This window comes from Pseudarthrobacter sp. BIM B-2242, from assembly GCF_014764445.1.
Lineage (GTDB): Bacteria > Actinomycetota > Actinomycetes > Actinomycetales > Micrococcaceae > Arthrobacter > Arthrobacter luteus_A.
This window is the reverse complement of record NZ_CP061722.1, coordinates 84,901-101,966: the sequence shown is the minus strand read 5'-3', so window position 1 is coordinate 101,966 and position 17,066 is coordinate 84,901. Positions and strand designations below refer to the sequence as shown.

General features: G+C 64.9%; 32 protein-coding genes. 2 read left to right on the top strand and 30 right to left on the bottom strand.

The window, feature by feature from the left end; translation table 11 throughout:
• Window positions 1-29 precede the first annotated feature (29 nt).
• The 27 genes from IDT60_RS20845 to IDT60_RS20715 all read right to left on the bottom strand — a co-directional run bounded on the left by IDT60_RS20845 (window position 30) and on the right by IDT60_RS20715 (window position 13,787).
• Window positions 30-743: a hypothetical protein gene (locus tag IDT60_RS20845; protein ID WP_191082423.1), complete on the bottom strand. Its 714-nt coding sequence runs from the start codon at window positions 741-743 to the stop codon at window positions 30-32.
• A 2-nt stretch (window positions 744-745) separates the two neighbouring features.
• Window positions 746-940 carry a hypothetical protein gene (locus tag IDT60_RS20840; RefSeq protein ID WP_191082422.1) on the bottom strand — a complete coding sequence of 65 codons (195 nt, stop codon included), beginning with the start codon at window positions 938-940 and terminating at the stop codon, window positions 746-748.
• A gap of 22 nt (window positions 941-962) precedes the next feature.
• Entirely contained in the window at window positions 963-1,475 is a 513-nt protein-coding gene (locus tag IDT60_RS20835; RefSeq protein ID WP_191082421.1) for a hypothetical protein, read from the bottom strand.
• Window positions 1,476-1,521: 46 nt separating this feature from the next.
• Window positions 1,522-1,929 (bottom strand): hypothetical protein, encoded by a 408-nt coding sequence (locus IDT60_RS20830; protein WP_191082420.1) that lies wholly within the window; start codon window positions 1,927-1,929, stop codon window positions 1,522-1,524.
• On the bottom strand, window positions 1,917-2,162 hold the full coding sequence (locus tag IDT60_RS20825; protein WP_191082419.1) for a hypothetical protein: 246 nt from the start codon (window positions 2,160-2,162) through the stop codon (window positions 1,917-1,919). The genes IDT60_RS20830 and IDT60_RS20825 overlap by 13 nt, the downstream gene beginning before the upstream one ends.
• Entirely contained in the window at window positions 2,155-2,364 is a 210-nt protein-coding gene (locus tag IDT60_RS20820) for a hypothetical protein (RefSeq protein WP_191082418.1), read from the bottom strand. Before IDT60_RS20820 ends, IDT60_RS20825 begins: the two co-directional genes overlap by 8 nt.
• 39 nt (window positions 2,365-2,403) lie before the next feature.
• Entirely contained in the window at window positions 2,404-3,135 is a 732-nt protein-coding gene (locus tag IDT60_RS20815; protein WP_191082417.1) for a hypothetical protein, read from the bottom strand.
• Between the two features lie 29 nt (window positions 3,136-3,164).
• A complete protein-coding gene (locus IDT60_RS20810; RefSeq protein WP_191082416.1) occupies window positions 3,165-3,890 on the bottom strand; it encodes a hypothetical protein in 726 nt (241 codons plus the stop codon).
• Window positions 3,891-3,910: 20 nt separating this feature from the next.
• Window positions 3,911-4,399, bottom strand: coding sequence for a hypothetical protein (locus IDT60_RS20805; protein WP_191082415.1), 489 nt, complete (start codon window positions 4,397-4,399; stop codon window positions 3,911-3,913).
• Between the two features lie 43 nt (window positions 4,400-4,442).
• Window positions 4,443-4,793, bottom strand: a complete 351-nt coding sequence (locus tag IDT60_RS20800) for a hypothetical protein (RefSeq protein ID WP_191082414.1) — start codon at window positions 4,791-4,793, stop codon at window positions 4,443-4,445.
• Between the two features lie 117 nt (window positions 4,794-4,910).
• Window positions 4,911-5,426, bottom strand: a complete 516-nt coding sequence (locus IDT60_RS20795; RefSeq protein ID WP_191082413.1) for a hypothetical protein — start codon at window positions 5,424-5,426, stop codon at window positions 4,911-4,913.
• 481 nt (window positions 5,427-5,907) lie between these two features.
• Window positions 5,908-6,348 (bottom strand): hypothetical protein, encoded by a 441-nt coding sequence (locus tag IDT60_RS20790; protein ID WP_191082412.1) that lies wholly within the window; start codon window positions 6,346-6,348, stop codon window positions 5,908-5,910.
• A gap of 157 nt (window positions 6,349-6,505) precedes the next feature.
• Complete coding sequence (locus tag IDT60_RS20785) at window positions 6,506-7,357, bottom strand: ATP-grasp domain-containing protein (protein WP_223884066.1); 852 nt, start codon at window positions 7,355-7,357, stop codon at window positions 6,506-6,508.
• On the bottom strand, window positions 7,354-7,644 hold the full coding sequence (locus tag IDT60_RS20780; protein WP_191082411.1) for a hypothetical protein: 291 nt from the start codon (window positions 7,642-7,644) through the stop codon (window positions 7,354-7,356). Before IDT60_RS20780 ends, IDT60_RS20785 begins: the two co-directional genes overlap by 4 nt.
• Window positions 7,637-7,864: a hypothetical protein gene (locus IDT60_RS20775; RefSeq protein WP_191082410.1), complete on the bottom strand. Its 228-nt coding sequence runs from the start codon at window positions 7,862-7,864 to the stop codon at window positions 7,637-7,639. The genes IDT60_RS20780 and IDT60_RS20775 overlap by 8 nt, the downstream gene beginning before the upstream one ends.
• 49 nt (window positions 7,865-7,913) lie before the next feature.
• Window positions 7,914-8,159, bottom strand: a complete 246-nt coding sequence (locus IDT60_RS20770; RefSeq protein WP_191082409.1) for a hypothetical protein — start codon at window positions 8,157-8,159, stop codon at window positions 7,914-7,916.
• Window positions 8,156-8,494: a hypothetical protein gene (locus IDT60_RS20765; protein WP_223884065.1), complete on the bottom strand. Its 339-nt coding sequence runs from the start codon at window positions 8,492-8,494 to the stop codon at window positions 8,156-8,158. The genes IDT60_RS20770 and IDT60_RS20765 overlap by 4 nt, the downstream gene beginning before the upstream one ends.
• Window positions 8,491-8,763, bottom strand: coding sequence for a hypothetical protein (locus IDT60_RS20760; RefSeq protein ID WP_223884064.1), 273 nt, complete (start codon window positions 8,761-8,763; stop codon window positions 8,491-8,493). Before IDT60_RS20760 ends, IDT60_RS20765 begins: the two co-directional genes overlap by 4 nt.
• A gap of 82 nt (window positions 8,764-8,845) precedes the next feature.
• Window positions 8,846-9,883 (bottom strand): hypothetical protein, encoded by a 1,038-nt coding sequence (locus IDT60_RS20755; protein ID WP_191082407.1) that lies wholly within the window; start codon window positions 9,881-9,883, stop codon window positions 8,846-8,848.
• Window positions 9,884-9,964: 81 nt separating this feature from the next.
• Window positions 9,965-10,291: a hypothetical protein gene (locus IDT60_RS20750; RefSeq protein ID WP_191082406.1), complete on the bottom strand. Its 327-nt coding sequence runs from the start codon at window positions 10,289-10,291 to the stop codon at window positions 9,965-9,967.
• Window positions 10,292-10,361: 70 nt separating this feature from the next.
• Complete coding sequence (locus IDT60_RS20745) at window positions 10,362-10,976, bottom strand: hypothetical protein (protein WP_223884063.1); 615 nt, start codon at window positions 10,974-10,976, stop codon at window positions 10,362-10,364.
• A gap of 292 nt (window positions 10,977-11,268) precedes the next feature.
• A complete protein-coding gene (locus tag IDT60_RS20740; protein WP_191082404.1) occupies window positions 11,269-12,123 on the bottom strand; it encodes an ATP-grasp domain-containing protein in 855 nt (284 codons plus the stop codon).
• Complete coding sequence (locus IDT60_RS20735) at window positions 12,120-12,290, bottom strand: hypothetical protein (protein WP_191082403.1); 171 nt, start codon at window positions 12,288-12,290, stop codon at window positions 12,120-12,122. Before IDT60_RS20735 ends, IDT60_RS20740 begins: the two co-directional genes overlap by 4 nt.
• A complete protein-coding gene (locus IDT60_RS20730) occupies window positions 12,287-12,544 on the bottom strand; it encodes a hypothetical protein (protein WP_191082402.1) in 258 nt (85 codons plus the stop codon). The genes IDT60_RS20735 and IDT60_RS20730 overlap by 4 nt, the downstream gene beginning before the upstream one ends.
• Window positions 12,541-12,822: a hypothetical protein gene (locus tag IDT60_RS20725; protein WP_223884062.1), complete on the bottom strand. Its 282-nt coding sequence runs from the start codon at window positions 12,820-12,822 to the stop codon at window positions 12,541-12,543. Before IDT60_RS20725 ends, IDT60_RS20730 begins: the two co-directional genes overlap by 4 nt.
• Before the next feature lie 39 nt (window positions 12,823-12,861).
• On the bottom strand, window positions 12,862-13,071 hold the full coding sequence (locus tag IDT60_RS20720) for a hypothetical protein (RefSeq protein WP_223884061.1): 210 nt from the start codon (window positions 13,069-13,071) through the stop codon (window positions 12,862-12,864).
• 56 nt (window positions 13,072-13,127) lie between these two features.
• Window positions 13,128-13,787: a hypothetical protein gene (locus IDT60_RS20715; protein ID WP_191082401.1), complete on the bottom strand. Its 660-nt coding sequence runs from the start codon at window positions 13,785-13,787 to the stop codon at window positions 13,128-13,130.
• Window positions 13,788-13,935: 148 nt separating this feature from the next.
• Here IDT60_RS20715 and IDT60_RS20710 point away from each other — a divergent pair, with 148 nt between their 5' ends.
• On the top strand, window positions 13,936-14,367 hold the full coding sequence (locus IDT60_RS20710) for a LexA family transcriptional regulator (protein WP_191082400.1): 432 nt from the start codon (window positions 13,936-13,938) through the stop codon (window positions 14,365-14,367).
• Between the two features lie 9 nt (window positions 14,368-14,376).
• Here the strand turns inward: IDT60_RS20710 and IDT60_RS20705 are convergent, their stop codons facing one another.
• Window positions 14,377-14,727, bottom strand: a complete 351-nt coding sequence (locus tag IDT60_RS20705; RefSeq protein WP_191082399.1) for a hypothetical protein — start codon at window positions 14,725-14,727, stop codon at window positions 14,377-14,379.
• 71 nt (window positions 14,728-14,798) lie between these two features.
• Between IDT60_RS20705 and IDT60_RS20700 the strand changes: the two genes are divergently transcribed.
• Complete coding sequence (locus IDT60_RS20700; RefSeq protein WP_191082398.1) at window positions 14,799-16,097, top strand: Y-family DNA polymerase; 1,299 nt, start codon at window positions 14,799-14,801, stop codon at window positions 16,095-16,097.
• Between the two features lie 52 nt (window positions 16,098-16,149).
• On the opposite strand, the gene IDT60_RS20695 is transcribed toward IDT60_RS20700, so the two are convergent.
• Together IDT60_RS20695 and IDT60_RS20690 are read right to left on the bottom strand one after the other, a co-directional pair.
• On the bottom strand, window positions 16,150-16,572 hold the full coding sequence (locus IDT60_RS20695; protein ID WP_191082397.1) for a hypothetical protein: 423 nt from the start codon (window positions 16,570-16,572) through the stop codon (window positions 16,150-16,152).
• Between the two features lie 159 nt (window positions 16,573-16,731).
• A complete protein-coding gene (locus IDT60_RS20690) occupies window positions 16,732-17,061 on the bottom strand; it encodes a hypothetical protein (RefSeq protein ID WP_191082396.1) in 330 nt (109 codons plus the stop codon).
• Window positions 17,062-17,066 lie beyond the last annotated feature (5 nt).

Genomic DNA, 17,066 nt, shown 5'->3' with positions numbered 1-17,066 from the left:
GCCGCGGCTGTCTCCGAAGGGCCAGCCCATCAGGAGCCTGCCTTAACGCTGGCGCCGACGCGGTCGAGTTCTTCGACGAGCATGTCGGTCAGGATGAACGGGGAGGTGGTCCGGCCGTCTCGCTCGGCGAGAGCGCGGGAGCGGCGGACCAGGCGTCCGATGACACCCAGGACAGCGGTGTGGCGGTCCTCGTCAATGACGGCGCGGGTGTCCACCCGGCGGTACGGGCGCCGGGGGTTGGCTTCCAGGTCTTGGGCGCTGGTGCGGAGCCAGTCGGCGCAGCCCTGGATGACCTTGCGCAGGGTGCGCGGGGCCATGCCGTGTTCGAAGTCGAAGCCTTCGGTGATGTCTTGCAGCGAGGCGGCGTCGAACCTGTCGGCGGTGGACCGCAGGGACAGGGCGAGCCGCTCCCGGATCAGGGAGGCCATGGCCTCCTCGTGGTCGGCGGGTTCGATGTACCGGTCGCCGTACAGGGCGCGCTGCTCTTCGATGAAGGCCAGGACCTCAGCGGCGGCGGGGTCCCCTCCGAAGCGGGAGTGCAGGTCGATGCTCAGGTTGCTGACCGTCTCCGCCTTGATGTCGTGGAACTGCGGCAGGGTCAGCCGGACGCGGTCGTCGGCGGCGTCGATGGCGGCAACCAGGGCTGCGGCCTGGCCGGCGAGGCTGTCGCCGGAGTTCAAGGAGTGCAGGGCCTGGGTTGCTGCCTGGACCCGCGGGTCAGGGGTGGACGTGGTCTCAGACATGGCTAAGCCGCGGCGCCAACGAGGACAGGGTGGAAGGTCGGGATCGAGCCGGTGGACGGGGCGTCGTGCTTGATCGACAGCGCTCCGGTGGCCTGGGCGGCGTCGAGGATGTCGGCGATTGTGCCGGCTCCGACGAATTTCAGGGTCTTGTTGTGGTTCTGGATTGCGGTGACGCGCGGGTCAGTGGTCTGTTCCATGGGCGTCATGTGTGCGGCGCCGTCAGGCCTGCTCACCGGCGCTTGCCAGGGCCGCCTCGTCGATTTTGACCATTGCACTGGTCATGTAGGTGTTCCTGGTACGCCCAACGGTGGTGTGCGTGCCCTGCCGGTCGATGGTGGAGCCGACAACGCGGGCCTCCGGGCGGTAGACGACCTCGTAGGCTCCGGTGTATCCGTACCCGAGCGCGTGCGGGTTGGCCACGACCGTGGGAACCCAGGCGCTGCCGTCGACCGGCAATCCCGTCTTCCAGTCCGTGACCTTGCGGGACGCGGGGTAGACGTCCGGGGCGGTCTGGTACAGGTGCCCGGTGGTCGGGTCGCGGAAGCAGACGAGCGATGAGCCGTAGGGCTCGCCGGAAGTGTCGTCCAGGTAAATCTTCTCAACGCGCAAGAGGCGCTGTTCGGCGGCGCGGGAGCCGTAGGCGGTGCTCACGGCAATGGCCACGGCGTCGCCGGGGCTGACGTCCTGCCCGAGCATGTCGGGTGTCGAGGGGGCTGTGCGGCGTGTGGCCATGGTCAGGTCCTTGTCTGGTGTTGGGGCTTGGGAGGGTGACGGCTGATTACCGGCGCCGGCCGGCCGCGTCGAAGTGGGTTGAGAGGTCGTTCCGATAGTTGGCCGCGAGCTGGTCGATGCGGCTCAGCTCCTTGTCGGCGTCCTGGAACAGGCCGTCGGTGTGGGCTTGCTGCCAGCGGGTACGGCCGCCGGGGCCAAGGCGCAGCCGTTCACCGATGGGCAGCCCGTACCAGGCCTGGACCGCGGAGCGTCCAATGAAGGTCGAGGCGACGTTGGCGATGGTGGCGCAGTAGCTGTGCTCGCTGACGCGGCCGAGCAGGGCCAGGACACTGGCGTAGCGGAAGGAGTACCGGGTCAGATGCTCGGGCTGGCTGCGCGTGGCAGCAATCAGGCCGCTGAGGAATCCTTCCTGGAACTCCAGGCATTCCCGGTCCAGGTCTGTCAGCTCCGCCATGTGGTGTTGCTCCCGTCCGGGTTGGTCATCCGATGGGCGCGGCTGTCGTTGTGATAGGTCAACACGCAGGTCTGGATGACAGTCCCTTCGCGCACCGGGTCGCCGGCGAACAGGTCACGGACCGCGGTGCAGAGATTGGCTTCGAGGAATGTCCGGGCGAGCCTGGCCTGCACGACCTCCTCCGATGTCGGGGCAGGCAACCCAAACACCTTGCCGCGGCCTGCTTCAGTCATTGTCGGCCGCGCCCCACCAGGTGCAGGTGGTCTTGCCTTCGGCGTTGCGCATCCGGTGGGGGCCGCGCCGGTCGTGGCCGAGGGGCTTGTCGCAGGTCAGGATGACCTTGCCGGCGTACTCGGGGTCATCAGCCATCAGGTCGCGGACCCGGTCGCAGGTGGCGGGAGGTGCGTCAGTGGTGGTTTCGGGAGTCGTGGTCATGGGCCTCATGTGTAAGGCGCCGGGCGTCCCGCTCACCGCTCAGGCTGCCTCCTCGTCGTACTCGCCGTACTCGGCGTCCTCCACCATGGTGGTGGTCCAGCCGTTTTCTGCCGCGCGGCGCAGAGCCCGGCGGACTCGCGTCCGCTGGAGCGGGGTGTCCTGGGGAGGGTCGGTCCACCGGAGCTCCTGGTAGAGGGCGTCGATCTGCCGGCGCATCTCCTCGGTGGTGCCCAGGCCTCGCAACAGCCGGTTGAAGGTCTGCTTGCCCACCCCACTGCGCTCGGCAAGGTCCTCGGAGCACCAGCCGGCGGCCTGGAGGGCCATGGTCTGCAGGCGCGCCACCGAGCCCTCGATCCGGGTCTTGTCGGTGGGGCTGTACGCTGCGATGTCCTTGTAGCTGACAGCGTTGATGGCGTCGGCGGTGCTGGCGAGGACCCTTTTGACGGTCCTGCCGTTAGGTCCCTTGAGGACGGTCTTGAGCGCCGTGATCTGGAGCCCGCTCAGGTCGGAGATGGCCTGGAAGGTCAGGCCGGCTTCGCGCAGCTGGAGGAGGCGCTGCCGTACCGGCTCTGCGTCGGCCCATTCCAGGGTCCGGGTCAGGTGGGCCGTACTGCGGAAGTAGTCACGGTTCGCTGCGCGGCAGGGGAGGCAACGGCACCGGTGGTAGCCGTACATGTCCCGGGTCCCGTGGTTGTGGCTTGCCTTGCGGCAGTTGCAGACAGCGAGGTCGGTCTCGTCGGTGGCGGAGGGGCGTGAAGGTGTGGAGGTCATCTGTGCGGTTTCGGCAGTTCGAGTGTCGGTCAGTGGGCGCGGGAGTACCGGGCGTACTCGTAGTCGGTGGCGGTGTCGGCGGTCCAGCCGTTGGCCAGTGCCCTGTTCCTGGCGACGGTGGCCCTGGCACGCTGGGCCGGGGTGTCGAGAGGCGGCGTGGTTCCGTGAAACTGCGTGTAGAGGCGGTCGATGCCGGCGCGGACTTCCTCGGTGATGCCGTTGCCGGCGAGCAGCGAGCTGATCGTTGAAGCGGTGAAACCGATGCGTGATGCGATCTCGCTGCCGCACCAGCCGAAGCTGTGCAGGGACTGGACCTGGAGGCGCGGGACCGTGCCGTCGACTTTTCGGCCGCCGGGCTTCTGAAGCGAGGCGATGTCTTTGAAGCTGATCGCGTTCAGCGCGCGGAAGGTGCTGGCCTGAACCGTCTTGGGAAGCTTGCCGTTGCGGCCTTTGATGGCGAATTCGATCACCTTGGCATTCACGGCACAGAGGTCTGCGATCTCGGCCACGGTCAGCCCTGATTCCCGAAGCTTGGCAATGCGGGCCCGGACCAGGTCGGCGTCCACCATTTCCCGGCGCTTCCGGTGCTGGTTGGACCGCCGGTTGTACTCACGGTTTGCGTCCCCGCAGGGCGTGCACCTGCACCGGTGGTAGTTGTACATGCCCCGTTCGCCGTGCTGGTGGGGTGCGGCGGCCATGGTGCAGTCGCAGACAGCAAGATCGGTCGGTGCAAGGGCGGAAGGGCTGGAAGGCATGGAGATCGGGACTGTCGGGGTTAGGCGGGGACTGCAGCCGAGACCATCGGGCCGCCGGGAACGGGGGTGACGTCACCGGTATGGACCTCGACCAGATAGCTGGTCAGTGTGAATGTTCCCTGGCCGTGGTCCAGAACGGTGTGGTTGACGCAGCGGAGCTCAGGGTGGCCGAAGACCGGGGAGCTGGTGAGGAGCGACTGCTCTGCGTCCAGGCCGAGGTGGGTCAGAACGGCCTCGAGCGGATCCTTGTCGGCCCTGCCGGTGGCCTTATCGAAGACCTCCATGCAGGTGCCACCGACGTAGTAGTCCTCGAACTCACCCTCGGCGTACCCTGCAATTCCTGCAAGGCGGCTGGCCAGCTGCTCGACTGCGCAGGCGAGCACTTCCACCGGGTAGTGGCCGGCAGGAACCAGGCTGGCATCTGAAGGGCTTCGGAGGCTCTTCACCTGGGCAGCGAGGGTGGGGTGATCGATGCCGACGGACTCGAGGATGGTGTTCACGGAGGTCATGCCGCTCATGTGTGCGGAGGGACGGGCGGGACTCACCGCAGGGTCAGGCAGTGTGGGGTCCGCCGGAGTCGCGGGCGATGCGGGACAGGGCACGGATGTCGTAGACGGAGGCGTCCAGGCACTGTGCCATTTCCTGGGCGGCGTCGGGGTTGCCGGCAAGGATGGCTGCGGCGTCCAGGTAGGTGTGGGCGATGGCGAGGTGGTGGCGGTGCGCGAACGATCCGCGTTCGCGGGCTTCGCCGGCGCGGTGGGCAACAACAGCCTTGCGGAGGATCTCGTGCAGCGGGGCGTCGGCCGAGCGGGTGGGCAGGATCCGGACCGGTGCCGGGACGTCGTGCTCGACGATGGCGCGAAGCTGGCCGGTGGTGGGGAAAGTGAAAACTTCGGCGGTCACGGGTGGATCCTCTCGGGCCTGCTGCTGCAACGTGTCATGACCGCATGTGTGCGGCGCGGCAGGAAAACGCGCACGGCAATGCATCGCCCCTGAAAGGGGTGTTCGGGTGGGTCGTGCCTAGCCTACCGAAAGGGTCGCTTCGAAGGCGGTCGCCGCAGTGATGATGCTGTCTTTTTCGCCGAGGCTGACGACAGTTTCGGAGGGCATGTGGACCAGGTACCGGAGGAAGGTTTTGGAGAGGGTTTCGAAGTCGATTGCGAGGTAGCTGACGAGGCGCAAATCGGGGTGTCCGTAGATCCGTTCTTCACCGGTGGAAAGAGTCCCCTGCAGGTCCGGATTGATGCCCCTGTTGACGACGTCAATGGCGGACGCCGGCGAGGGGTTGATGATGGACGCGATGGAGGTGGCGAGCCTCCCGTTGGCACCACCGTCTTTGAGGTGCGGAGCAATGAGGGAGCTGATTCTGGCCAAGCGAAGGGACAGGTCTTCGATGGTGATGGCGAGGTCCTCGACCGGGAAACTATAAGCCGTCACCTGATCCCCGGTTTGTTCGAGCGCTCGGGTTAGCTGGACGGTCGTGTCGATGTCGGCACGGCTGATTCCGGTGGTGGCGATGATTGCGTCGTGGTCCATGCAGGACCATGTGTGCGGAGCCTTGAAGCCGGCTCACCGGCGGAAGCGGCCGAAATAGGCCGAAAAAGCGTGACCGACCCGATGGCGACCATGGCGACCAGATGGCGACCACCTGGTCGCCCATAAAAATCCGCGCCAGCACTGGGAAGGAGGCCCCTTTATATATATATGACCGATCAAACCGATCACTTAACTACTACTACACATAGGGATCCTCGTACTTCCCCGTTACTCACCTTCTCTCCTATAGGCATACCTCCCACTGGTCGGTTTGGTCGCCCATCGCCCAAATTCCGCGCCAGCACTGGGAAGCAGGGGTGGTCATTGGGTCGGTCACTGGTCGGTCAGGTCGGTCATGAACCCGCCTTCAGGGCCGAAAAACAGTGAAAAACGCCGTTTTGGGCGTGCAGACGCAAAAACGCCCCCGGCACCGAATAGTGCGCCGGAGGCGTTGTGGACTGTGCCTGGGGTGGTCCCGGGGTCAGTTTCCTTCGAAAACGACCCAGGGTCCCGGGTCGATCTGCTGGATAATCACAGCCATCGGGTCCTTCGCCGCGAGGAGCGAAGCTGCCTTTTTGGCGTCCGCCAGGGTCCCCGCGGGTGTCAGCGGGGGTGCCGAAACGAGCATTCCATTGCCGTCCAGGAGGCCGACGGCGAACTCTTCGCGGGGCCGGTAGAGGACGGTCATCGTCTCCATCGCGTCGTTGAACATATCCTCATCGGAGTGCTGGGCACGCCAGGATGAGGAGGTCCAGTACCGTGTTTCGCCGTCCAGGATGCTCAGGGTCCAGGCGGTCCGGAAGTACGGCTGGGCGCCTGAACGGCGCAGCACAACCGAGTGCTCCGGGAGGGATTTGAGGTCCTCCAGGGACCCGATCGGGGAGCCTGGAAGCATGCCTGCAAGGGTCATGGAATTCACCATTTCGGGGTCCTTTCGAGGACGTGATGTGAGGTACTGGAAGGGGCCGTTCCCGGGATCCGAAATGACCCCTTTCAGGGACCGGATTCGAGGTGCCCCGGAGGGCAGGTTTGGAGGTCGGTCAGGACCCTGAAAGGGGGGGGGTGCTTGAAGACCGCCATCAGGCAGCCGGCCAGGCCCTGAAAATGCGCTGCTGGAACAGCTCGTCCGGAACCCATTTCCAGTGGTCGTAGTCGGGTGCCTGGCCAGACAGCACGGAGGCCAAAACCCCGGAAGGGTTCGCCAGATGGAACTGGGCGGCCCAGGACGGGCCGGCGCTGATCAGCTGCCATGAACCGTCCGCGGTGAGCCCAACGTCGATCCGGAAGCCCGGCGGCTGGTGCCAGACGGTGGCGTCCAAAACTATCTGGGCGAAGTGCAGGGCGGCGGCCGTGCGGTCCTCCTCGTCACCCTCATAGGCATCGGTGCGCTTTCCAGGCCGCAGCCGGGTGTCCACGCGGGTGGAGGCCGAGATCTCCCCGTCGGCGACGAAGACACGGTACTCGTCGACGTAGTCCACCGGCGCCGAGACGACGACGTTCAGCTCAGCAACGAGATCCAGTGCCCGGTAGTGGTACTTGCCGGCAGCGGCGACAAAGGTGGCCGGGTCAGCGTGGAAGGTGGGGAAGCCCAGGCCGGCGTACTGTTGCTCGGCGAGCCGGAACAGGCCAGGGCCCCTCCACTTCTCCTGGAGCTGGCCAAGGGTCGTGCAGAGGACACGGCGCCCCAACAGGTAGCCGGGAACGGTGGACAGCCAGGCAGACCCGGGGGAGAGGAGCGGCAGCTCGAGTCCGGCGTTGAGGAGACGGGTGGCGCCCGAGGTGTCCACCCAAAGGGCGGTGCCCTCCATGGTCTCGGGGACGCGGTTGCTGGTGCCGGCCTCGACGGGAAGCATGCCGGAGGAGGCCAGGTGTCTGGCGGCGGCCTCGGGCGGGTGCGAGTCACCAAGGACAAGGAGGCGGGCGGAGGTCATGATGCCCCTTTCGGGAGCCACAGAGTGATGAAGGTCCGGTTCTCGCGCAGCAGCCGCTCGGAGGACTCGGGCCAGTCGGTGTCGCTGGTGCAGAACCAGCGGGCGAGCTTTTGTCCGCCGATGACGCACCAGCGCTTCTGGTAGGCGTGGGGGTTGCCGTCGGTGTTGAGGATGACGGCCAGCAGCGGCAGCGCATCCAGCTCCTCCTCGGTGGTCCACACGCCGTCGTGGACGGGCTCCGGCTCCTTCGGTGCCGGGTCGATCACGGTCAGGGCCGTGTCAGGCACTGGGCCGCAGTTCCTGGCGCATTCCTGCGGCGAGGCTGGCGACCGCGACGGTCATGGGGAACAGGGCAAGCCAGGTGACGACCGCAGCGGCAGTGGCCAGGCTGTTGGCGGAGAAGACGATGGCCATCGTGAGGAGGGTGGCTGCGAGGATCGCAGTGCGCTGGATCATGAGGCCGGCGGCGCCGGCGAGGACGTTTTCGAGGGCAACAAGGAATTTCATGACCCTCATGTGTACGGACTGTCCGGCCGGCCTCCCCGGCCTGGCGGCTTTAGGCGCGACGGCGCTCTTCAGCCAGTTCGGCTGCACGGTAGTAGCGGCGCAGCTTTCTCAGGTTCTTGACCTTCTGATCCGACCAGTTGTGCTTCTTGGCCAGCTCGGCCATGGCGGGCCCGTCCCAGCCGACGGCGATGCCGTAGATCCACGCGGTGTCCTGGGAGGCACCCCAGTCCATCGATGAGAAGGTCATCGCGGCGTGCAGGGCGCCCAGCGGGTCGGTACCCGGTGTCTTGCTCACTGCCGGTCCTCCAGACAGATGATCCGCTTCAGCTCTTCCTGGACTGCCAGGGAGTCCGGAAATTTGCCGGGACGCCCGGCGTCGTTCCACCGGTCGCAGAGTGCACTGATGGCGTCGCTGACCGTCTCCAGGAAGAAGATGACGTAGGCCTCGTGAAGGGGCATGACTTTCGTCCACTCTTCCCCGCGGGCGTAGGCGTCGTGGAGGTCCTTGGACGCGGCGAAGATCCGTTCCGAGTGCGGTATGGCAGGCCGCGGCGCGTCGGTATCAACCGGGAACATCGGAAGGATGCCGTCCGCCTTCGTAGCCGCACGCGATGCCTCATCCCAGATCATGCCGGCACCTCCGTCACGGCTTCCCAGTCTTCGAGGATCGCGTGGCGGCGTTCGACGACGTGGCCATGCTTCAGCACGGCACCGACCTGAGGTTCGTCCAGGTCCATCCAGGTGTCGTCCCAACGGGGGTGATTGCGGTACTGGTACACCGGGGCCGGGGCGGCATCGAGGATGAGGTCCAGATCCCGCAGGAGGTCCTGGACTTCCGGGACCTCGGAGTGTCGGTGCCGGGCGAGGAGTTCGGTCAGGTCAGCGTGAAGGTTTGCCATGCCGTCCATGTGTGCGGAGCTGTGCGTCCGGCTCCTCGGGACCGGGCCGTCTCAGCAAAAGATACAGGAGGGCACAGGGAGCCTACTTTTCAGGTTTCGCCTTGTCCTTCGCAGGCTCATCCTTCGCAGCTTCATCGGCCTTCTTCTCCTGCTTGCTCGGGCTCCACTCGTCCAAGCCCTTCAAGGGCCGGCCGATGAGCAGGAGGGTCGCTGGCGAAACGGCCATCAGCGCAAAAACGAAGGCCAGTACGGCCAGCTCCCAGCCGCTGATGCGGCCGACGAAAACTAATGCGAACGAGACCAGCACAAACACACCGGCGATGATTGAGGACACTCGCAGCAGCGGCCAGACATTGCCGGAAAGCTCCCGCCACTTCGCAAGGTGCAGGTTCACTTCACCCGCGGTAAGGACCGCCGACTTCATGAGGTTGACCCGCTCGGTCTGGAATTCGTTCACCAGATCCTCGCGCTTAACCTGTTCAGCCGCCATGCCATGCTTCTGCTCAATAACCTTTTTAGCCAAGCCTGACCGTTCGCTGAGTTCCAGGTGGGCGAAAAGGGCTGCATCGTCAAAGCCACTGCCGTATGCCGCAATGTCCGCCCGGTTGATGGCGTACTCGACAAGTTTCTTAGCGAGCTCATCCTGGTTATCGGGCTTGAGCGTCTTCCAGAGATATTCCGGGATGGCAGGGAAAGGCTCCGCTTTTTGAGCAGCCTCTTTAGGGGGATCTTCGGGTGTTTTCGGTGACTTTGTCGCTGGATCACCGGACTTTGCCGAGTTGCTTGACTTTCCAATTGTGGCGTCAGCATTTAAGGGGTCGTCCAGATAGGCCGTAGCTTGTATGGGAGATGGTCTTTGATCCGAAGCTTGCAGGGGATTTTCAAGATAGGGTGTCGTTGCGATGCCGAGTAGGTGTGACAGCCGTACGTCTTGAATCAAATCAGCAAACTGGACGACAGCGTCGTCTTCGCTTTGGACTTGTCGTAAAAGCAGGCTCCCAGGGGAGTCTTCTTCTGGGTTGTGCACTGCCTTCCACCCATGCTCGTCCAGTGCCTCCAACTGCTCTGCAGTGAGCGACACATTGGTCGTAGCGGCAGCCAGGAATACCTTTTCGTCCATGCTCAACGATCATGGCCCTGTCGCTCTGTTTTTGGAAGGGCTCCTGGCTTCGATCAGCTGAGGTGGCCTTCTCCTGGACGCCTACCCGAGGGACCAGTGGATCTTGATGGCCTCGGCGATTGGGCCTTTCTCGACGTCCAGGGTGTCGATGACCGGTGCTTCTCCGTCGCGCTCAATGTCGGCGTTGCGGTAGAGGCGGCCGCAGGAGGGGCAGAGGGTGTGGATGTCGTCGTCCTCGGGCCATTCAGCCAGGCCCTCGGGGACCTCGCCTTCCTCGATGTAGACCGGGAAGCCGTCCGCGTTGGCGGCGATCATGCCCTCACCGTCGGCGGCGTTGCCGCAGACGCAGGTCAGGCTGACGATGTCGTTGCCGATGACTTCTCCGGCTTCAGTGGTGTCGCTGCTCATAGTGTTCCCCATCCTGGTCGAGTGAATGACAGGTGTCCCTGTCCAACCTAATGTGTGCGGAGATCCCTGTTTACCACTCCAGCCGGTTAGCCTCGGTCACCATCTCGAAAGGCGCGGCCGGCTTGACCTGAGGCGCCCGGCTCACGAGCCAGGTGCCGTTTTCCTGTACAAGGGTGAACCACAACTGCATCTGTCCCTGGAGCATGCCACCCTCTTTGCAGTGGGACCTGACGCTGACGTTGGACATGAAGGATGGGACTTCGATCTGGTTCTCATCGGTAAGTGTGAGGAGAACATTGTGGACCGGCTTCACCTCATATGGCTGGTCTGAATCGGTGCAGCTCTCCCCGGCCTCCGTGACGTAGGTCTGGCTGAAGTTCCCGTCCCTGTCCGTGCGGCCGCTCGTCAGGGTAGGGATGCTCTTCTTGCTCGCCCAGTCCGATTCCAGGGTTTGGATGGCGTCGGGCGTCATAATGGGTTTGGCGGCAGCAATAACCTGGTCGAAGTCGGCCTGCGTCGGGGTGAAGCCTCCCACGGTGTACTGCGGGAACTGGTCGAACACAATGTTGAGAACCTTGTTCCCGACCTCTGCGGCTGAAGTGGCGAGTGCCGGGTCATTGCCAAGCTTGTTGACCCAGAGTTCCCCGAGTTCGACGGTCGCCGGATCCAGGCTTGAGGCGGGCACTTTAGCCGCGGACGTAGGTGCTGGCGCCTGTGCACCGACTGGATTCGGATTCGGCGCCACCTGGCAGCCCGAGACCGTCAGGGCCAGGACGGCCAGCAGACCGGAAAGTGCAAGCGCTCTGTTGCGCGGAATGTTCAAGGGTCCCCCAATGTGAGTTCGACAGAAGGGGCTGCCCCAGCGGAAGCCCCCAACCTAGCTGGTTGCACGCTCCTGACGTGCAGGTATGTCGTGCAGTTCCAAAGTTAATGTGTGCGGAGCACTTTCCGTAGCTTCCCGACAGCCGGCGCGCGGTTCACCGCGAAGGCAGAGGCCGGGCACGGTTCAGGAACAGGGTGTCCGGCGCCCAGTCCCATTCCGGGTGGCCTGGTTCCTGGCTGGCCAGGATGGATTCGACGACACCGGTGGCCGGGGCTGCGTGGTAGATGTTGCTGCTCCACGCGGCGTTGGCCTCGATCACTGACCAGTTACCCTGGGTGTCCTCGCCGACGTCCAGCACATAGCCGGGCGGCTGGTCCGCACCCATAACCTCCACAACCTCTTCGGCGAACGCGGCTGCTGCCGAAGATTCAGGGCAGCGGTCCGGCTCGAAGGCGTCCCAGGTGATGGTGACGTCGGTGCCGTGGATGCCCGGGACGGTGGACAGGTAGAAGGACGAGGCGGTGACCTTCCCGTGGGTGATGAAGCAGCGGTACTCCCGGGCGTAGGCCATCCGTTCGGAGCCGACATAGTGCAGGTCCTGGTAGTCGGGGGCGAAGTCGAACGTTCTGCCGACCAGGCGCTGAAAGTGTCCGCGGCCGATGTGAAGCCCTGCCGGGATGCCCGAGTGCTTGTGCTCAGCCAGCTTGTAGAACGTCGGCTCGATGCCCTGGTACGGCATGTCGCCCACGCGGCCGGCCCACACCTTCCGGCGCAGGAACTCTTCCGGGACCCGGGTCAGCCAGTCGGGTCCGGGGGAGAGGAAGGGGTGCTGGATTCCGGTCCTGGCCAGGCGCATTGCCCAGGTCCAGGAGCACCAGAGCGCGGTGCTTCCATCCAGTGCCGGGGCGTCCAGGCCGATGGTGTGTCCGACCTCGATGGTGCCGGCGGCCCGCAGGTCTTCGGCCACCCAGGCGGGGCTGGTGGCGACCAGCAGTTTGTCGTAGGTCAACTGCGGTCCTCTGAGCGGGTGAGTCGCTTCCCGGCGCGGCGGGCGCGGCGCCGGAGTGATGGCTTCTGGTCCCCGGTGCGGCAGTAGATGCAGCCGCCGTTGGCGGACTCGGGGCAGAGCTTGTTCGAGTGCGGCCGGCCGCGGCGGTCCCGGTCGGTTCCGCTCACTTCTGGACCTCCCGGGTCTTGTTCCATAGCTCCCAGTTGCAGGAGGTGGAGCCGTAGTTGCCCTGGGTGCGGCAGAGCAGTTCGGTGCCCTCGACCCGTTCCTTGGTGATGTACGCAGTGACGTCGTCCCTCAGAGGGATGCTGGCTTCTTCTGCTGGGGGAGTGGCCGGCTCCTGGGAGGCCCCGACTGGTCCGGCACATCCGGTCAGCACGGTCACGAAAAGCAGGGCGATGCCGACGGCGTTCCGTTTCATGCTGACCAGCGGCGGGCGATCGTTTCGCGGATACCCAGTCCGTCGGCGACAGAGCGCCAGGGGCCATTGCCTGTGCAGGTCATCAGCTCGAATTCGATCCCGGGCTGGGCGTCAAGGACTCGCTCGGCATAGCGGAGCGCGCCGTCCTCGGTGGACCAGACGGAGATGGAGCCGGTGTCCTCGGAGTAGGAGGACAGGAGCGCACCCCAGACCTGGGTGGTCTCAACGGTCAGGGGCAAGGCTTGAGGGCGGCGGGGACGGGTCAGGGTCGTTGTCATGGGCCCTATGTGTACGGAGATCCCGGCCGCACTCACCGGCTACGCAGCGCGGGTCAGGGGAACGCGCGGCTTGCGGGTGGGCTGCGGCGGCAGGTTCACAACGGCTGCTGCCGTCGGCCTGGCAGGGGCTTCCGGGACCGGGCCGAAGGTGTTCCGGGAGAGCCGGTACAGGATGGTGGCCAGCCAGACGAACAGGGCGGTGGCGAATAGCCAGAGCCCGTACATGTAGAGAAGATCGGCGATAAGCATGGCCACCATGTGTACGGGAAACCCTGCCGCTGTCACCGGCCGGGGCGCGCACTGCCCTACCGGGGAAGCGGCTCCGGGGCGGTGTTCGTGATGCCGAGCAGATAGTCGAGGCTGGCCGCCTGCGCTTCGAGCAGCGGGATTTCACCCTGCAACCTCCGGATCTCGGCCCGTGCGGACTCCAGCTCGAGCCTCGTCCTGTCCCTGCCTGTGGGCAGGTTTCGGATCAGCCGCTGGTTCGCCTTCGTCTGCGGGTCCAGATCGGCTGACTCTCCGGGGTGAGCGAGTTGGAGGCTGCGGCGCAGTACCTCTTCGTCGCTGATTCGCTGGAGGGAAGGTCCCTGGACCGGTGCGACGTCCTCGGCTTCGATGACGGCATGGCCGGAGAAGGAGCGGACACCGGTCACCGCCCAGAACGTAGGCCTGGGGGATTCGCGCGGAAGGATCCACGCCAGTGAATCCAGGGTGGCCGGGTTCGGGTTGCACATGGTGACCGGCTGCGAGGCATGCATGCGCAGGATCGCAGTGAACCGCTCCACGGTCTTCCAGTTCATCCGGTTGTAGACCACTTCGATGCCGACGTCGTTGATGTGGGACCGGTGCCGGTAGAGGTCGCCCGGTGCGTCTGCTGCGCCGAAGCCGGCGATGATCACCAGGGGGTTCCCCGGAATGGCTTCAAGGGCGGCGATGAGCTGCCCGACCGTGAGTTGTTGAGTCATGGCGGGAATGTGTGCGGAACGGGTGACCTCCGTCATCGGAAGGCTCCCGCGGGAGCTTCTACGCATGCTTCCGCGTATAGTTTTAATTCGAAGAGATGTTCACATGTGGACAAACCTGTGGAGAACATAGTTTCGAAAGGAGTGGCTGATGAGTACCGTCGTTGTCTCCGTCCTGGACGTCCTGGAATCAGCCCTGGCCGGCCCCCTCTACAGTCCGATCGCGGTTCCGGCCGGCTTCCCGAGCCCGGCCCAGGACTACGCGACGACCCGGGTCGACCTCAACGCCCACCTCATCAAGGACGTGACCAGCACCTTCCTGGTCCGGGTCTCAGGACACTCCATGACCGGCGCCGGCATCTCCGACGGCGACGAGCTCGTCGTAGACCGGTCACTCACCCCGGCTGACGGCAACGTCGTCGTCGCCATCATCGACGGCGAGCTGACCATCAAGCGGCTCCGGCTCGGACACCACCAGGTCAGGCTCGCAGCCGAGAACCCCGACTACCCCGACATCGTCGTCCCGGAGCTGGCCGAGCTGACCATCTGGGGCGTCGTCACCCGCTGCCTGCACCATGTCTAGCGGTCAGGCCTACAGGTCGCCCTCGCAGGCTGCTTCCATGGTCTCCGACTTGGCGTCAATGCGCTCCTGCGCCTCGTCGATCGCGGCTTCGTCCTGCTCCTCGACCGGCTTCATCCGCTCCAGGTTCGCGAAGGCCACGTCCTTGATGACGCCCTTCAGGGTGTCCGAGGCGCGGCCAGCCAGCTTCTCCATGTCCTCCAGGGCGGCCTTGGTCTCCTCGTCCGACGGGTCATCGGGCATGCCCTTGGTGATCGCTCGAAGCTCCACGCATGTCTCCGACGTGGACAGCTGCGGGGCGCCGCAACCGGTCATGGCGAGCAGGCCGGATGCGGCCAGGACAATAGCGACGAGCTTCTTCAAGGAATCCCCCAAGGTGGTGAAAAGTAGTTGAACCCTGAAAGTTTACTGTCCGTCCACTGTGGGTACGCTCCATGAAGAACCTGGACAACGGGAGGGTGGAGCGGACGGCTCTGATCGACGTCAACAGCTTCTATGTCTCGTGCGAGCGTGCCTTCGACCCGAAGCTGGAAAATCGGCCGGTCGTAGTCCTCAGCAACAACGACGGTTGCGTGGTTGCCAGGTCCAACGAAGCCAAGGCCCTGGGCATCGAAAACGGGGACCCCTGGTTCAAGCTGGCGGCCGACGCCAAGCGCACCGGGTTGGTCCACCGCAGCTCGAACTACGAGCTCTATGGGGATCTTTCCAGTCGTGTAATGGCGCTGATTAGCAGGTACACCCACCAGGTCGAAGTGTACTCAGTGGATGAGGCCTTCGGGCTGCTTCGGGGTACCCCGGAGGAGCTGGAGACCATCGGTCGGGAGATCAAATCCGCGGTGGCAAGGCACGTGGGGCTGCCGGTCTGTGTGGGCATCGCACCGACCAAGACCCTTGCCAAATTCGTGAACCGGGTCGCCAAACAGAACCCCGCCCTCGGCGGAGTCTGCAGCTACGACACCCTGCCGGCAGCACACCGCGACCACATTATGTCCAGGGTGCCGGTCACCGGGATCTGGGGCATCGCCGGCCGGCTCGGCAAACGGCTCAACGGCATAGGAATCTTCACGATCGCCGACCTGAAGGCCGCGGATCCGGTGGCCATGCGGAAGCGGTTCTCGGTACTGATGCAGCGGACCATCCTGGAGCTCAACGAGGTACCGTGCATCCCGCTCGAGACTGAGATAGCCACCAAACAGCAGCTGATCTTCTCCCGGTCCTTCTCGAAGCCGGTGACCACCACGGCCAGGATGCATGAGGTGATGGCCATCTACGCGCAGCAGGCGGCGATCCGCCTGGCCAAGGACAGCCAGCAGGCGAAGCTCATGACCTGCTTCGCCGGCACCTCCCACTTCAACCCGACGGCCACTTCCTTCCCCTCTGCGACCGTGAAACTCTCGGCACCCACCGCAGACCCGGTCATCCTCACCAGGGCCGCCACAGGGGCGCTGGAAGGCCGCTTGGTCGACGGCGTTCCGTACGCCCGGGCCGGGGTTATGCTCACTGACCTGTCACCGGCCGGCGCCGCCCCGCAGCTGCCCGCATTCGCCACCGCTCACGAGGAGAAGCGCATCGGAGCCCTGCTCGGAGCCGTCATGGACCGCTACGGAACCTCATCCATTGGGCTGGGCATCGCCGGCATGGTCGAGGCCCCGGACTGGGGGATGAAGCGCCAGGCGCTGTCACCGCGGTACACCACCGAATGGGGCGAGCTGCTGGTCGTGAAGGCGGCCTGACCGGGTCCAGTCCGCGAAGTTGGACCTCAGCGTAGTGGCTAGGAACCTTTGACTACTGGCGTCCGTCGAGATCAATCCGGTCGACGGTGATCCCCTTGGAAATCTCGGCTTCGCTGAACTCCTTATGACCCTGGAACTCACCGAGGTCCAAGGTGTAGAACTTCATGCCTGCCGGAACTTCTTGGCTGAATTTGAACTGGCAATCAACGCCACCTTCGGCGCCCCGGATGCCGACTCCCTCGTCCAGCTCTCCGATTGCGAGGGTCTTGCCCTCGGCAGTGATCTTGTATTCCTTGCCCTTTTGCATCGAGTCGTTCCCCATGCCCTTACACGGGCCACCAACGCGGTAGCCCAGGCTCGCGGGTGTGGATGAGGTGATGGCTCCCTGGGCGGTGATGGTCTTCGGCGCCGAGGAACACCCTGCGGTGGTCGCGAGCAGACCAACGGACGCAACGATTGCCAGTGCTTGTTTCAAGGATCCCCCATGATGTTGAGATGTATCGCCACAAATCGTACGGCGTGCCTTAGCTTATGCACTGTTCTGCGTGGGTCTCTACCGTGACTCACAGACCAGAGCCCCTTCAGTGACGACCCAGTTAGGGGCGATCGCAGGCGGGTTGGCGGAGCGGGTGAACTAGGCCGCGACTGGAGTGGTGCCAGTGGCGTCCAGCTGGGCGAGCAGTGCGCTGTCTGCCCGGACATGGACTGCCGTGCACCAGGGGTTGCCGAGGGGGTCGTTGCCTGCGGGCACCACGACACTGTCCAGCACGTGCTTGCCGTTCATGTAGCGGGTGAGTTTGATGGCGATCCGCTGGCCGTCCTCCATGACTTTGGCGTCCTGCAGGTGCCCACTGACCAGACGCCCGTTGTGGTCCACGGACCCGGTCTGGATGTAGAGGCCGCTCAGCTGCGGGGCCAGGGAAGTGATGTTGTCATTGGCGATGTCACGGATGTGGATGCTCATACCGC

Coding starts and splice junctions, on each gene's coding strand:
- IDT60_RS20775 (WP_191082410.1), bottom strand. CDS start 7,864: ATGAAATTCCTTGTTGCCCTCGAAAACGTCCTCGCCGGCGCCGCCGGC.
- IDT60_RS20690 (WP_191082396.1), bottom strand. CDS start 17,061: ATGAGCATCCACATCCGTGACATCGCCAATGACAACATCACTTCCCTG.
- IDT60_RS20840 (WP_191082422.1), bottom strand. CDS start 940: ATGGAACAGACCACTGACCCGCGCGTCACCGCAATCCAGAACCACAAC.
- IDT60_RS20835 (WP_191082421.1), bottom strand. CDS start 1,475: ATGGCCACACGCCGCACAGCCCCCTCGACACCCGACATGCTCGGGCAG.
- IDT60_RS20725 (WP_223884062.1), bottom strand. CDS start 12,822: ATGACAACGACCCTGACCCGTCCCCGCCGCCCTCAAGCCTTGCCCCTG.
- IDT60_RS20845 (WP_191082423.1), bottom strand. CDS start 743: ATGTCTGAGACCACGTCCACCCCTGACCCGCGGGTCCAGGCAGCAACC.
- IDT60_RS20700 (WP_191082398.1), top strand. CDS start 14,799: ATGAAGAACCTGGACAACGGGAGGGTGGAGCGGACGGCTCTGATCGAC.
- IDT60_RS20760 (WP_223884064.1), bottom strand. CDS start 8,763: ATGGCAAACCTTCACGCTGACCTGACCGAACTCCTCGCCCGGCACCGA.
- IDT60_RS20785 (WP_223884066.1), bottom strand. CDS start 7,357: ATGACCTCCGCCCGCCTCCTTGTCCTTGGTGACTCGCACCCGCCCGAG.
- IDT60_RS20790 (WP_191082412.1), bottom strand. CDS start 6,348: ATGGTGAATTCCATGACCCTTGCAGGCATGCTTCCAGGCTCCCCGATC.
- IDT60_RS20710 (WP_191082400.1), top strand. CDS start 13,936: ATGAGTACCGTCGTTGTCTCCGTCCTGGACGTCCTGGAATCAGCCCTG.
- IDT60_RS20805 (WP_191082415.1), bottom strand. CDS start 4,399: ATGACCTCCGTGAACACCATCCTCGAGTCCGTCGGCATCGATCACCCC.
- IDT60_RS20730 (WP_191082402.1), bottom strand. CDS start 12,544: ATGAAACGGAACGCCGTCGGCATCGCCCTGCTTTTCGTGACCGTGCTG.
- IDT60_RS20795 (WP_191082413.1), bottom strand. CDS start 5,426: ATGGACCACGACGCAATCATCGCCACCACCGGAATCAGCCGTGCCGAC.
- IDT60_RS20825 (WP_191082419.1), bottom strand. CDS start 2,162: ATGACTGAAGCAGGCCGCGGCAAGGTGTTTGGGTTGCCTGCCCCGACA.
- IDT60_RS20750 (WP_191082406.1), bottom strand. CDS start 10,291: ATGAGCAGCGACACCACTGAAGCCGGAGAAGTCATCGGCAACGACATC.
- IDT60_RS20810 (WP_191082416.1), bottom strand. CDS start 3,890: ATGCCTTCCAGCCCTTCCGCCCTTGCACCGACCGATCTTGCTGTCTGC.
- IDT60_RS20720 (WP_223884061.1), bottom strand. CDS start 13,071: ATGCTTATCGCCGATCTTCTCTACATGTACGGGCTCTGGCTATTCGCC.
- IDT60_RS20765 (WP_223884065.1), bottom strand. CDS start 8,494: ATGATCTGGGATGAGGCATCGCGTGCGGCTACGAAGGCGGACGGCATC.
- IDT60_RS20755 (WP_191082407.1), bottom strand. CDS start 9,883: ATGGACGAAAAGGTATTCCTGGCTGCCGCTACGACCAATGTGTCGCTC.
- IDT60_RS20820 (WP_191082418.1), bottom strand. CDS start 2,364: ATGACCACGACTCCCGAAACCACCACTGACGCACCTCCCGCCACCTGC.
- IDT60_RS20830 (WP_191082420.1), bottom strand. CDS start 1,929: ATGGCGGAGCTGACAGACCTGGACCGGGAATGCCTGGAGTTCCAGGAA.
- IDT60_RS20815 (WP_191082417.1), bottom strand. CDS start 3,135: ATGACCTCCACACCTTCACGCCCCTCCGCCACCGACGAGACCGACCTC.
- IDT60_RS20715 (WP_191082401.1), bottom strand. CDS start 13,787: ATGACTCAACAACTCACGGTCGGGCAGCTCATCGCCGCCCTTGAAGCC.